This window comes from Noviherbaspirillum sp. FW303-A3, from assembly GCF_058788695.1.
On the sequence record NZ_JBYTAZ010000001.1, the window covers coordinates 4,023,004 to 4,036,037 of the forward strand.

A 13,034-nucleotide genomic window follows, 5' to 3' on the forward strand; every position below is an offset into this window, starting at 1 on the left:
ATTAATTGAATGCAATCAACTTGGAGAGAATGATAGCTATCGATAATTGATAAATAAAATTGATTGTTCCTATGTTTTCGATAGTTAATCGTATTTCCAATGATCGAGCTCAGGATTCTTCGTTTTTTTCGAAGGAAAACTCATTCCGCGCCTGTATCGACTAGGATAAATACGTATAAGAACGCACAATTTCATCTGATAAAATCGTAAGCTTTCCGTAAGCTAAAAAGGACGGCCACATCATGGAATCTCCCGATCAAAAAGAAGAACTCCGCCAACAGCTTCGCCAGGCCGCTCTCGAGTACCACGAATTTCCCACCCCCGGAAAAATCAGCGTCACCCCCACCAAGCAGCTCACCAACCAGCGCGACCTCGCACTAGCCTATTCCCCCGGTGTCGCTTCCGCCTGTGAAGAAATCGTCGTCGACCCCGCCAACGCCTTCAAATACACCGCCCGCGGCAACCTCGTCGCCGTGATCACCAACGGCACCGCCGTGCTCGGCCTCGGCCCGATCGGCCCGCTCGCCTCGAAGCCGGTGATGGAAGGTAAGGGCGTGCTGTTCAAGAAGTTCGCCGGCATCGACGTGTTCGACATCGAAATCAACGAAAACGACCCGGACAAGCTGATCGACGTGATTGCGGCGCTGGAACCGACTTTCGGCGGCATCAACCTCGAAGACATCAAGGCGCCGGAGTGCTTCTACATCGAGCGCAAGCTGCGCGAACGCATGAAGATCCCGGTCTTCCACGACGACCAGCATGGCACCGCGATCATCGTCGGCGCGGCCTTGCTGAATGGCCTGAAAGTGGTCGGCAAGAAGATCGAGGAATGCAAGCTGGTCGTGTCCGGTGCCGGCGCTGCTGCGCTCGCTTGTCTGGACCTGATTGTCGACCTCGGCTTCCCGCTCAAGAACATCTATGTCACCGACCTGGCCGGCGTGGTCTACAAGGGCCGCACCGAACTGATGGATCCGGACAAGGAGCGCTTCGCGCAGGAAACCAGCGCGCGCACCCTGGCTGAAGTGATCCCGGGCGCCGACATCTTCCTCGGCCTGTCCGCCGGTGGCGTGCTCAAGCCGGAAATGGTCAAGCAGATGAACGCCAAGCCGCTGATCCTGGCGCTGGCAAACCCGACCCCGGAAATCCTGCCGGAAGAAGTGAAGGCCGTGCGCAACGACGCCGTGATCGCGACCGGCCGTTCCGACTACCCGAACCAGGTCAACAACGTCCTCTGCTTCCCGTACATCTTCCGCGGCGCGCTCGACTGCGGCGCGACCACGATTACGCGCGAAATGGAAATCGCCGTGGTGCATGCGATCGCCGACCTGGCCCAGGCCGAGCAGTCCGACATCGTCGCCACCGCCTACGGCATCAGCAACCTGTCCTTCGGCCCGGAATACGTGATTCCGAAGCCCTTCGATCCGCGCCTGATGATCAAGATCGCCCCGGCGGTCGCGAAGGCGGCGGAAGAGTCCGGCGTCGCATCGCGTCCGATCAAGGACATGGCGGCGTACGCTGCCAGCCTGCAGCAGTTCGTCTACCGTTCCGGCACCTTCATGAAGCCGATCTTCCAGGTTGCCAAGAAGGCGCCCGCCGGCAAGAAACGCATCGTGTTTTCCGAAGGCGAGGAAGAGCGCGTCCTCCGCGCAGTGCAGGTGGTGATCGACGAGAAGCTGGCCAAGCCCATCCTGGTCGGCCGTCCCGCGGTGCTGGCGCAACGCATCGAAAAGTTCGGCCTGCGCATGCGTCCCGATATCGATTTCGAAACCATCAATCCGGAATACGACGAGCGTTACCGCGAGTACTGGGAAGAGTACCTGGCGATTACCCGCCGCAAGGGCGGCACCGAGCAGTGGGCCAAGCTGGAAATGCGCCGCCGCCACACGCTGATCGGTTCGATGATGATCCGCCGCGGCAATGCCGACGGCATGATTTGCGGCACCTTCGGCACCGTGCCCCTGCACTTGCACTACATCGACCAGGTGCTGGGCAAGCGTGAAGGCGCGAACGTCTATGCCGCGATGAACGTGCTCATCCTGCCGGACCGCCAGGTCGCCATCGTCGATACCCACGTCAACGAGAACCCGACGGCGGAACAGCTGGCCGAGATCACCATCATGGCAGCAGAAGAAATGCGCCGCTTCGGTATCGCACCGCGCGCCGCGCTGCTGTCGCATTCGAATTTCGGCTCCAGCAACAGCGAGTCCGCGAAGAAGATGCGCGCCGCACTGGCGATCATCAAGGAGCGTGCACCGGACCTGGAAATCGACGGCGAAATGCACGGCGACACCGCGCTCGACCCGGCCTTGCTGAAGTCGATGATGCCGGACTCGCCGCTCACGCGCGACGCCAACCTGCTGGTGATGCCGAACATCGATGCCGCCAACATCTCGTACAACCTGTTGAAGATGTCCGCGGGTAACGGTATCGCCATCGGCCCGGTCCTGCTCGGCTGTGCCAAGCCTGTCCATGTCCTCACGCCGTCGGCCACTGTCCGCCGTATCGTGAACATGACCGCGCTGTGCGTGATGGATGTCGTCGCGGATCGATAAACACCGCGTTGCCAAAGAAAAAAGCCGCTCCTTTTGCGAGGAGCGGCTTCTTTTTATTTGAGGTTGATTTAGCGTGCAGGCGGCTGTTTCTTGTCCGCCTTGGGTGTGCCGGCCTTCTTCGCGGCTGCGGTCTTTTCGCTCCGGTACGCCGAGGACCATGCAGGATGGCCGGTTTCCGACGGCAGCAGTTCGAATGCCGGATCCTTCGCAAAGATCAGCTTGAACTCGGCGCGGCACTGTTTCGCCCGCGCGGTCAGGCAGGTGGCAAACGCGGTGTACTTGTGCGCGCGCATTTCGTCTGCTTTCGCCGGCAGGCCCGCCTTGAGCGCTGCCTGCAATGCCTCCAGCGCCTCCTTGTAGCGGCCAGCCTCATATTCCTTGATGCCCTCGGCCAGCTTTTGCTGCGCAGGGGTTGCGCTCGCGCTGCTTGCCTTCGACAAGGCGCGCTTTTCCTCCACCGTTCCCTTCACAGAGCGCCACACCGGCCCCCACTGCGGGTGGCCTGATTCGGCCAGCGCCAGGTCAAAGCCGGGGTCGGATTGCAGGATCGCCTGGAACTGTTCGCGGCACGGCAATTCGCGTCCGGCGGCGCAGTGGATGAACGCCATGTGCTTGCGCGCATTGTTTGCTTCGGCAGGCTTGAGATTGCCGCTGGCAACGGCAGTGGCAAGGTTGCCCAGTGCTGTGTCGAAGCGGTTTTCGCGGTAGCTTGCCAGTCCTTGCTGGTACTGCGACTGGGCTTCAGGAGCGGAAAGGATGGGCCTTGTGCTGCCGTCGGTTTGTGTCGGGACTTGTGCGCAACCGGCGGCAAAGGCTGCCAGCAGCAGCGCGGCAAGTTTCATGCATTGCATAAATGTGTACTCCGGTCAGAAGACGTACTGGACAGTGATGTCACCGCCGCTCTTGACCTCGATTGTTTCCTTGTAGGGGGCGAAGCCGCCGTTGCGGATCTCGATGTGATGCTTGCCCGGTGCGAGACTGAGCGATTTCATCGGCGGAGTGACGCCGCGTTTTGCGCCGTCGACATAGACTTCGCCCCACGGCTGGATAGCAAGCTTGACCGCGCCTGGCTTGGCGGGCGGTTCGGACGGCTTGACCGTAGTCTCCGGCTTTTCGCCGGCGTCGTCCGGTGCCGCGTTTCTCTGGGCCGGTTTCTTCGTCGTGTCCGGATTCCGGGCGGCGAGTTTGACGTCGGCCCTGATATCTGCCGCTTTTGCCGGTTCGACTCGCGGGCGATACCCGACATCATTCCCAAGAGCCTGGAAATCAGCCGTGACGCCAGCCGTGCTCGGCGGCTGCGCAGGCTGGCCTGTCCACGACCATACTGCGCCGACGAGAGTGGTGGCGCCGACTGCCGTGGCGATCAATCCCGGGCGCAAGCCGGTGCGTTTCTCATGGTTTTTCCTCCCGGCCTGAAGGGCGGAATTCTGCGCAGCGGATTGCGGCGGGATCGCCTCGGCATCAGGCAAGGTATTCCGGGCGCGCGAGCGGTCGCGCAGCTTCTCGGTCAGGTCTTCGTTGTCCTTGGGCGGGCCGAAGCGATAGACCTCGTGATCGCGCACATGCTTGTCCTGGCGCGTGCCTTCGTAGACGAAGAGCTGGGCATAGTCGCGCGAAAAGCGGGAAATGATGTCGAAATAGGAATGCGACACCATCACCTGTCCAGGTTCGGCGAAGCTCATGACGCGCTGGGCATCGTTGACGCCGTCGCCGATCATGTTGGTATGCCCGTTGATGTCGCGCACGACTTTCAGCGGTCCGAGGTTGATGCCCATCCGGACGAATCCGGGGTCGCCCACGGCGCTGCCCGCTGCATCAATGGAGTCGCGCAGCGAAAGTGCCGCAAACAGCGCATCCTCCGGGTCGCCCAGGAAAGCGATGGCGGCACCGTCGCCCGTATCCACCATCAGGCGTTCGCTCGACACCACATTCTGCACCGCTTCGGCCAGCATGGTGTTGAACAATTCCTTCATTTCCAGCTGGTCCGGCACCGTACGTGTTGAATAGCCGACGATGTCGATGAACAGCACGCTTCCGATAAAGGTGCGGTTCAGTTGCTTTAACGAAGGTGCGCCGTCGCTCATGAGAAATGATGAAATTGCAATGCGGAAATGTCTATTGTCGCAATTCTACCCCGTTGCCCTGAATTTGTTGATGTGAAGAATTATTTTGAGAAAGCAACTTTCTTTAAGATAGGCGATGCCTGTCTTTCCGGAAAGTATCTTTTGTCAAGAATTTGCCGATTACGGCTCGATGCTGCGGGTTGGAACCAGGCCGGTCTGAACGAGCGGCGCTGCGCGATCGCAATGACCCGGCTGATCGTCGAAGAAGATATGCGGCTTGAAAGCCGCCAGGACGTCGGACTTGGCCACGCCGCCCATGAAAAAGGTTTCGTCGATCGCGACATCCCAGGCGCGCAGAGTCCGGATCACCCGTTCATGAGCCGGCGACGAGCGCGCAGTAACCAGGGCGGTGCGGATCGGCACCGAACGGCCATCGGCCGACTTGAAATTGTTCTGGATGTAGGAAAGCGCCTTGAGTAGCCGCGCGAAGGGGCCTTCCGGCAGCGGCTTCAGCGCGTTTTCCCGCTCGTGGTGCTCGAAGGCCTCGATGCCCTGCGTCTGGAAAATGCGTTCCGACTCGTCCGAGAAGATGACGGCATCGCCGTCGAAAGCAATGCGGATCTGGCCCAGTTCTTCGAAGGCATTCTCCGGCTTCTGGTAGAGCCTTGCCGCGGCCACGCCGGAATTGATCGCGGATTGCACGTCGTCCTCATGCAGCGACAGGAAGAGGCTGACATTGAACGCGCGCAGGTAGGGCGAGAGCGGCGCGCCGCCGGAGAGGACGGCGCGGGTGATATCCAGGTCGTAGTGCTTGATCGAGTTGAAGATGCGCATCGATGTCTCCGACGAATTGCGGGACATGATGACCACTTCGACGAAGCGCCGGTTATGTACCAGCGCGTTCAGCTTGAGCAATGCGCGCACGAGCGCAAAGCCGGCGCCGAGTTTCAGGATCTCGCCTTCGTTCTCGAGCTGGTGCTTGCGATACGCCTCCAGTCCCTCGTTGCGGAAAATGGCTTCTTCCGCTTCCAGGTCGAACAGGGCGCGCGACGAAATGCCAACGACGAGAAGGTTATCGAGGGAAACAGGCATCAGGAGTGTGTGAAGACAATCAATGCGCCATGTGGAAGGGGGCGCAGTTGGCATGCATTATAAACACACTGGAAAAACGCGATCCTGCGAAATGCTCGCCAAATGAAAAACGCACCTCATCGGGTGCGTATTCACATTTGAAATTTGGTGCCGAGAACCGGAATCGAACCGGTACGGTGTCACCACCGCGGGATTTTGAGTCCCGTGCGTCTACCTATTCCGCCATCTCGGCGACACACAAGCGCGCATTATCGCTGATTTGCAGCGATCGAGCAACAGCGCGGCCCCCGCCAACGTTGGCAGAGGGGAATTGTTAGGCGTATCATCGCCAGATTCGATTAGACAGCTCCATAACAAAAGAATGAAGTCCAAAATCCGCGAGATCGTGCTCGGCAAGGCATTGGATCCGATGAAGTCCGAGACGCGCCACTCGCTGGCATTGGTGGCATTCCTCGCATGGGTCGGACTGGGGGCGGACGGTTTGTCCTCTTCGGCCTACGGTCCGGAAGAAACCTTCCGCGCACTGGGCACCCATACCCAGCTCGGCCTGTACCTCGCCATCGCCACCGCCGTCACCGTTTTCGTGATCGCGCTGGCTTACAACCAGGTCATCGAACTGTTCCCGACGGGCGGCGGCGGCTATCGGGTCGCATCCCATCTCGTCGGACCCTACCTCGGACTTGTCGCGGGCTGTGCGCTGATCCTCGACTACGTGCTGACGATTGCGATCTCGATTGCGGCCGGCGTGGAAGCACTGGCGTCCTTGCTGCCGCTCGGATTCCATGCGTACAAGCTGTGGGCGGAGGCGTTCTTCATCGCGGTGCTCATCATCCTCAACCTGCGCGGCCTGAAGGAAGCGATCCGCGTGCTGCTGCCGGTCTTCCTCGGATTCGTTCTTACCCATTTTGTCCTGATCGTCTACGGCATCTTCGCGCACGCATCGAACCTGCCCGACCTCGTTCCAAATACGCTGAACGAAACGTCGATCCTCGCCGAGGACATCGGCTGGATCGGCATCGCCGGCATGCTCCTCCTTGCCTACTCGCAGGGTGGCGGCACCTACACCGGCCTCGAAGCCGTTTCCAACAACGTCAACATCCTCGCCGAACCGCGCGTGCGCACCGGCAAGATGACGATGGTGTACATGGCGCTTTCGCTCGCCTTTACCGCGAGCGGCATCATCCTGCTCTATCTCCTGTGGGACGCCAAACCTGTTGTCGGTCAGACGCTCAACGCTTCCACCTTCAAGGCGATCATCGAGAGCATCGGGTTCAGCGACTGGACCAACCGCATCCTGCTGATCGTCGTGCTCGCGTTCGAGGCCGGCCTGTTGTTTGTTGCCGCCAATACCGGATTCCTCGGCGGCCCATCGGTGCTGTCCAACATGGCGGCCGACTCCTGGGTGCCGCACAAATTCCGTTACCTCTCGACCCGCCTCGTCACGCAGAACGGCATCCTCGTGATGGGCGTCGCCGCGCTGGCCATCCTGTTCTGGACCGGCGGCAGCGTGACCCTGCTGGTCGTGTTGTATTCGGTATCGGTATTCCTGACCTTTGCGATTTCGCTCTACGGCCTGTGCCTGTACTGGTGGCAGAACCGCCGCAGCCAGCAATACTGGTTCCGCCGCTTCCTGTTGTCGCTGACCGGCTTCATGATTTGCGCGGGCATCCTGACCGTGCTGCTGGTGGAGAAATTCAGGGCCGGCGGCTGGGCGGCGGCTGTCATCATCGGCGCGATTGCGGCATTGTGTATCTGGATCCGCAATCACTACCGGCAGACGAAGGATGCGATCCACATGGTCGACCAGGTGTTCGCCAACCAACCCTTCGGCTCGCATGCCGGCGCGGTTGACCCTGACCCGAACAACCAGACGGCGGTATTCATCGTCGGTTCCTCGCGCGGCGGTGGTTTGCATGCCTTGCTGTGGGTGCAGCGCATGTTCCCCGGCCATTTCAAGAACTTCATCTTCGTCAATGCGCGTACTGTGGATGCGCATGCATACGGTGGCGAGGGCGCGGTTGAGCAGATGCGGGCGGAGGCGAATGCCACGCTCAAGTTCTTCGTTGATTTCTGCCATTCTCATGGCATGGCATCGTCGGCCTACCTCGGTTTCGGCACCGATGTGGTAAACGAAGTCACAAAGCTGTGCGAAACCATCAACAAGGAATACCCGAGCTCCATCTTCTTCACCAGCAAGCTGATCTTCGAGCACGACAACTGGTTTACGCGCCTGCTGCACAATCAGGCGGCACTGGCGATCCAGCGGCGCCTGCATTTCGAGAGCTTGCAGATGGTCATCCTGCCGATGAAAGTCTAGCCTCGCGCTGCACTACGCGGAGATACCAGAGCAATCCTGCGGAGACAAGGGCAAGGCTAACGCTGTTGCCCATCCAGAATCCCGCTGCGCCCTGGAGACTGGCGGGGCTGATGCCGAACGGATTCAGCCCCAGCACGTATCCCCCGCCGAGGCCGATTCCCCAAAGCGCCACGGCATACATCAGCGTCGGCACGACGGCCACCTTATAGGCGCGCAGCACAAAGGCGGTGGTGACCTGCACCGAATCGAACAGTTGGTAAAACGCGATGAAGGCGAACAGGGGCAGTGCCGTCGCCATGATTGCTTCGTTCGGCGTATAGGCGCGGACGATGAGGTCGCGGGCGATCCACACGATGCATCCGATCGTGACCGAAAGCACGGCAGCGAGCCGTATGCCCGCGTATCCGACCTTCCGCGCCACATCCGGCTGGCGTGCGCCGATCGATTGAGCAACCAGCGTGCCGGTCGCGTTTGCGATGGATAGGGGCAGCATGTAGAGCACGGTGGCGAAATTGGCCGTGATCTGGTGACCCGCGACAGTCGTATCGCCGAGGCGTGCAATGAACAGCGCCATGAAGGCGAAGGCGGTGACTTCGATCAGATAGCTCAACCCCATGGGGATGCCAAGCTTGAGCAGTTCGCGCATGGCTTCCCATCTGGGCCGTACAAACCCGGTCCTGAAAATACGGAAGCCGTGGTACGACTCGCTGAAACGCAGGATGAGGAAGCCGACGATGAAGGTCAGCCATACCGTGATGCCGGTCGCGAGTGCGCATCCCGGGCCGCCCAGTGCCGGAAGGCCGAGCCCGCCGAAGATGAACAGTGCATTGAGCGGCACCTTCAGCACAAGCGCAGCGACCTGCAGCGACATGACCATCTTCGGGCGGCCGATCGCGGTGTTGAGGGATGCGTACAACCTGAATCCCATCGTCGCGGGCAAGGCCAGCGCGAGGATGCGCAGGTAAAGGGTCGCCTTCTCGCTGAGTTCAGGTGAAGCGTGTGCGAGCGAAAGCAGGGGTTGCGGGAACAGCAGCACGGTGCAGCCGGCCAGCGTAAGGAAGAGGGCGAGCCATGCGCCTTGCTTGACTTCGGCGCCGATCTTCTCGTATCGCTCCGCACCGAACAGCTGACCGATCACTGGCGAAATGGCGGCAAGCACGCCGTTCAATCCGACAAAGACGCTGATGTAGATCGACGCGCCCAGCGCCAGTGCTGCCAGGTCGGTGGCGGAAAACCGCGACGTCATCGCGGTATCGATGACGCCATTGGCGATCACGGCCAGTTGCCCGATCAGCATCGGCCAGGCGAGAGCGGCGATGCGGAGGGTGTGATTCGGGCGGTCTTGCGTCAATTTACGCGCTGGTAGAGGCGGAAGCGTTCGTTGCGGTCGGCAGGGCGTCGGCCTTCCCACAGGAGACGCCATTGCTCGCCCGCACGTTTGAGCAGCTTCGAATCGTCCTTGTTCCGCCTGTTGTCCTGGAGCAGGAGATAGTTGCAGCGCCCATCTTCAAATTCCGCGAAGGGTACGCCGCCGAAGTAGGCAAAGGAAGCGCGCTGCGCCGGGCCGACATTGGTTTCAACGCAATACTGGCCGGAAGGAAGTTTCTCGGCGATCTGGCGTGCGACGCCTGCGTAGCTCTTGCCGTAGTTGATCCAAGGCAGCCACAGCGTCATCAGCAACAGCCAGCACAGAATGACGCCGCCGGACGAAAGCACGACCGCGCGCCACAGCACGGACGGCCGACGCGACACGCGCCAGTGCACCAGGGCAAACCAGCCAATGGTGCCGAGAATGGCGACAACGAAGGCGATGAGATTGAATTCCGGCTTGAACCCTGGCGCAAGCTTGAATGCGTTCTTCGCCAGTTGGGCGGGCCAGCCGGTCTGCTTGGCAATCCATCCGAGCCAGATGAAGGCGGCGCAGGTGGTGAGCGTCATGACCGAGAACCAGTCCACGGCATTGATGGCGCCGCGCTTCATGGTGGGCAGGCCGAATGCGGCAAGGATGGCCAGCGGCGGCAGCATCGGCAGCAGCACGCCTTCGTCCGGATGCTGGTTGAGCAGGGCGAGCAGGGCGGCGGTAATGAAAAAGGTCAGCGGCAGCGTGACGTGCGGTGCCTGGTATTGGCGCCGCCATGCGTAGACGGCCCAGCCGGCGAACGGCCATGCCGGCCATGCGGCCCAGATGCCGTTCTTCACGAAGAAGCGCAGTGAGTTCCAGGAGGGCATGCCGAGCTGGCGGTAGTTCCACAGCATCCACGCATCGAACGGGGAGCTGTTGAAGGGGCGGACGAACTTGCAGACGAGAATCCAGCTGCCGCCGACGGCCAGCGCAACCGGCAGCGAGACCAGCATGAGGCGCCAGATCAGCGCGCGGTCGCGCAGCGATGCCAGCAGGACGAGTCCCAGCCACAAGGCCAGCGGCGCCACCCAGCCGCGGGCAAGGATGCTCAGGCCAAGGGCGAGGCCGAGGATTGCGGCGGATGCGACCGAGCGGACTTCAAACAGGCGGGTCGCGCCGTACAGGGACAGGGCGATCATCGACACCTGCAACGCTTCGGTGCTCGTCGCATGACTGTGCAGCAGCAGGCCGAGGCAGCCGAGATAGATCAGCAGCGCGCCATCGGCAAGGGTGCGGCCATAGTCGCTGGGTTCCGGCTGCCCGCCGAATGCCAGGCGCAGCGGTTGCGCCTCCGGGCGGCGGCCAAGCAGGTAGGTGGTGTACCAGACGGCAAGGGAGCCCAGCAGGAAGAAGCCGGCCGTGGCGATGCGCGCGGCGAGCGGGTCGCCGATCAGCGGGCCGAAGAGCTTGATGCACAGTGCGCCGATCCAGAATGCCAGCGGCCCCTTGTCGGCGAAGGGCAGGCCGATGATGTGCGGCCAGAGCCAGTCATCGAGGCCGCCATTCGCCATCGTCCACATGACGCCGAAAGCAGCGGCGTCATCGGTCTTCCAGGGATCGCGGCCGAACAGGCCGGGGAGGATGTAGAGCAGGCAAAGCCCAAACAGGGCCCAGCGGGGAAGCGCGTTCGTGGCGGATGCGGGGAGACGGACTGGCTTCAACTGTGCCATTGGCTTGTTCTTGTCTTATTGGATTCGGCGATATTGTGCCGTAAAAGTGCGAAATGCAGGATGGAAATGGAAACCTGCGTACAAAACAAAAAAGGCAGCCGCAGCTGCCTTTTTCGGATGCAATACCGGGATCAGCCTGCAGCAGCAGTCTTGGAACCGAGTTTGCCGAACTTCTGGCGGAATTTTTCCACGCGGCCGGCGGTGTCGACGATCTTGTGCTTGCCGGTGTAGAACGGGTGGGATTCGGCGGTCACTTCCAGCTTGATCAGCGGGTATTCCTTGCCGTCCAGGGTGATCTTTTCCCGGGTCTCGATGGTCGAGCGGGTAATGAATTTGAAGTCGTTGGACATGTCCTGGAACACGACTTCGCGGTAATTCGGGTGAATGCCTTCTTTCATAATTTCCTCTGCTTGGTTTGGTAGCCAAAGGGCACTTCGTCGGTCCTGCTGCTTCTTGACCCGATTGCCAATCACTTGCCAGGTTGAAAACCCGTAATTATACAATGAAATCAGGGGTTTGCGAAAGCAGGGCGTTCCGCCGGCGAGTCCTTGCCAAAAAAGCAAAAGGGCGTCTCGAAGACGCCCTTTTGCAGCCACTGGAACCGGTCAGCTTCCGCCGCGACGCATCATTTCGAAGAATTCCGCGTTGTTCTTGGTGGCCTTCATCTTGTCGAGGATGAATTCCATCGCCTCGATCTCGTCCATGCCGTACAGCAGCTTGCGCAGGATCCAGATCTTTTGCAGCTGGTCGGGCTTGATCAGCAGTTCTTCGCGCCGCGTGCCCGACTTGTTCAGGTTGATCGACGGGTAGACGCGCTTCTCGGCCAGACGGCGCTCGAGGTGCACTTCCATGTTGCCGGTGCCCTTGAATTCTTCATAGATCACGTCGTCCATGCGGCTGCCGGTTTCGATCAGCGCAGTGGCGATGATGGTCAGGGAGCCGCCTTCTTCGACGTTACGCGCGGCGCCGAAGAAGCGCTTCGGGCGCTGCAGCGCGTTGGCGTCCACGCCGCCGGTCAGCACCTTGCCGGAGGCCGGGATCACGGTGTTGTAGGCGCGAGCCAGGCGGGTGATGGAGTCGAGCAGGATCACGACATCGCGCTTCATTTCGACCAGGCGCTTGGCCTTTTCGAGCACCATTTCAGCGACCTGCACGTGGCGGGTGGCCGGTTCGTCGAAGGTCGAGGCGACCACTTCACCGCGCACCGAGCGCTGCATTTCAGTCACTTCCTCGGGACGTTCGTCGATCAGCAGCACGATCAGCGTGGTGTCCGGATGGTTGGTCGTGATGGCATGTGCGATGTGCTGCAGCATCACGGATTTGCCGGACTTCGGCGATGCGACCAGCAGGCCGCGCTGACCGCGGCCGATCGGCGCAATCATGTCGATGATGCGGCCGGTGATGTTCTCTTCGCCGCGCATCTCGCGTTCGAGGTGCAGCAGCTTGTTCGGGTGCAGCGGCGTGAGGTTTTCAAACAGGATGCGGTGCTTGGACGCTTCCGGCGGTTCGCCGTTGACCTTGTCCACCTTCACCAGTGCAAAGTATCTTTCGCCGTCCTTCGGGGTGCGGACTTCGCCTTCGATCGAGTCGCCGGTATGCAGGTTGAAGCGGCGGATCTGCGAGGGCGAAATGTAGATGTCGTCCGTCGAGGCCATGTAGCTGGCGTCGGGCGAGCGCAGGAAACCGAAACCGTCGGGCAGGACTTCGAGGGCGCCGTCGCCGAAAATCTGTTCGCCCGCTTTCGCGCGCTTCTTCAGGATGGCAAACATCAGCTCCTGCTTGCGCAGGCGGGCAGCGTTGTCGATTTCAAGGCTGATTGCCATGTCCAGCAAGGCCGAGACGTGGAGCTGCTTGAGTTCAGATAAATGCATGGTGAGTGTCCCGGGATGGGAAGTTTAAGGTGGGGGAGGGAACTGCGAGGATGGTTAAAACAAAAAA

The 13,034-nt window shown here is 60.9% G+C and carries 9 protein-coding genes and 1 tRNA gene; 2 read left to right on the forward strand and 8 right to left on the reverse strand.

The window, feature by feature from the left end:
- Positions 1-242: 242 nt before the first annotated feature.
- Positions 243-2,552 carry an NADP-dependent malic enzyme gene (locus AC3WOY_RS19385; RefSeq protein WP_492426703.1) on the forward strand — a complete coding sequence of 770 codons (2,310 nt, stop codon included), beginning with the start codon at positions 243-245 and terminating at the stop codon, positions 2,550-2,552.
- Positions 2,553-2,620: 68 nt separating this feature from the next.
- On the opposite strand, the gene AC3WOY_RS19390 is transcribed toward AC3WOY_RS19385, so the two are convergent.
- The 4 genes from AC3WOY_RS19390 to AC3WOY_RS19405 all read right to left on the reverse strand — a co-directional run bounded on the left by AC3WOY_RS19390 (position 2,621) and on the right by AC3WOY_RS19405 (position 5,939).
- Complete coding sequence (locus AC3WOY_RS19390) at positions 2,621-3,403, reverse strand: TssQ family T6SS-associated lipoprotein (RefSeq protein WP_492426705.1); 783 nt, start codon at positions 3,401-3,403, stop codon at positions 2,621-2,623.
- Positions 3,404-3,418: 15 nt separating this feature from the next.
- Positions 3,419-4,636, reverse strand: a complete 1,218-nt coding sequence (locus tag AC3WOY_RS19395) for a PEGA domain-containing protein (RefSeq protein ID WP_492426707.1) — start codon at positions 4,634-4,636, stop codon at positions 3,419-3,421.
- Positions 4,637-4,795: 159 nt separating this feature from the next.
- Entirely contained in the window at positions 4,796-5,707 is a 912-nt protein-coding gene (locus AC3WOY_RS19400) for a 5'-nucleotidase (protein WP_492426709.1), read from the reverse strand.
- Between the two features lie 145 nt (positions 5,708-5,852).
- A tRNA-Leu gene (locus tag AC3WOY_RS19405) sits at positions 5,853-5,939 on the reverse strand.
- A gap of 129 nt (positions 5,940-6,068) precedes the next feature.
- Here AC3WOY_RS19405 and AC3WOY_RS19410 point away from each other — a divergent pair.
- Complete coding sequence (locus AC3WOY_RS19410; RefSeq protein ID WP_492426711.1) at positions 6,069-8,024, forward strand: APC family permease; 1,956 nt, start codon at positions 6,069-6,071, stop codon at positions 8,022-8,024.
- Here AC3WOY_RS19410 and AC3WOY_RS19415 read toward each other — a convergent pair.
- The 4 genes from AC3WOY_RS19415 to rho form a co-directional block, all read right to left on the reverse strand.
- On the reverse strand, positions 8,002-9,321 hold the full coding sequence (locus AC3WOY_RS19415; RefSeq protein WP_492429365.1) for an MATE family efflux transporter: 1,320 nt from the start codon (positions 9,319-9,321) through the stop codon (positions 8,002-8,004). The two genes, AC3WOY_RS19410 and AC3WOY_RS19415, sit on opposite strands and share 23 nt — an antisense overlap.
- A gap of 50 nt (positions 9,322-9,371) precedes the next feature.
- Positions 9,372-11,087: an ArnT family glycosyltransferase gene (locus AC3WOY_RS19420; protein WP_492429366.1), complete on the reverse strand. Its 1,716-nt coding sequence runs from the start codon at positions 11,085-11,087 to the stop codon at positions 9,372-9,374.
- A gap of 140 nt (positions 11,088-11,227) precedes the next feature.
- Positions 11,228-11,494, reverse strand: a complete 267-nt coding sequence (locus tag AC3WOY_RS19425; protein ID WP_420475904.1) for a type B 50S ribosomal protein L31 — start codon at positions 11,492-11,494, stop codon at positions 11,228-11,230.
- 207 nt (positions 11,495-11,701) lie between these two features.
- Positions 11,702-12,967 carry a transcription termination factor Rho gene (gene rho / locus AC3WOY_RS19430; RefSeq protein ID WP_420475903.1) on the reverse strand — a complete coding sequence of 422 codons (1,266 nt, stop codon included), beginning with the start codon at positions 12,965-12,967 and terminating at the stop codon, positions 11,702-11,704.
- Positions 12,968-13,034: the final 67 nt, after the last annotated feature.

What these genes read in the sequence shown, in the direction of transcription:
- AC3WOY_RS19425 (WP_420475904.1), bottom strand. Translation starts at nt 11,494, where the DNA reads ATGAAAGAAGGCATTCACCCGAATTACCGCGAAGTCGTGTTCCAGGAC.
- AC3WOY_RS19415 (WP_492429365.1), bottom strand. Translation starts at nt 9,321, where the DNA reads ATGCTGATCGGGCAACTGGCCGTGATCGCCAATGGCGTCATCGATACC.
- AC3WOY_RS19395 (WP_492426707.1), bottom strand. Translation starts at nt 4,636, where the DNA reads ATGAGCGACGGCGCACCTTCGTTAAAGCAACTGAACCGCACCTTTATC.
- AC3WOY_RS19410 (WP_492426711.1), top strand. Translation starts at nt 6,069, where the DNA reads ATGAAGTCCAAAATCCGCGAGATCGTGCTCGGCAAGGCATTGGATCCG.
- AC3WOY_RS19390 (WP_492426705.1), bottom strand. Translation starts at nt 3,403, where the DNA reads ATGCAATGCATGAAACTTGCCGCGCTGCTGCTGGCAGCCTTTGCCGCC.
- rho (WP_420475903.1), bottom strand. Translation starts at nt 12,967, where the DNA reads ATGCATTTATCTGAACTCAAGCAGCTCCACGTCTCGGCCTTGCTGGAC.
- AC3WOY_RS19400 (WP_492426709.1), bottom strand. Translation starts at nt 5,707, where the DNA reads ATGCCTGTTTCCCTCGATAACCTTCTCGTCGTTGGCATTTCGTCGCGC.
- AC3WOY_RS19385 (WP_492426703.1), top strand. Translation starts at nt 243, where the DNA reads ATGGAATCTCCCGATCAAAAAGAAGAACTCCGCCAACAGCTTCGCCAG.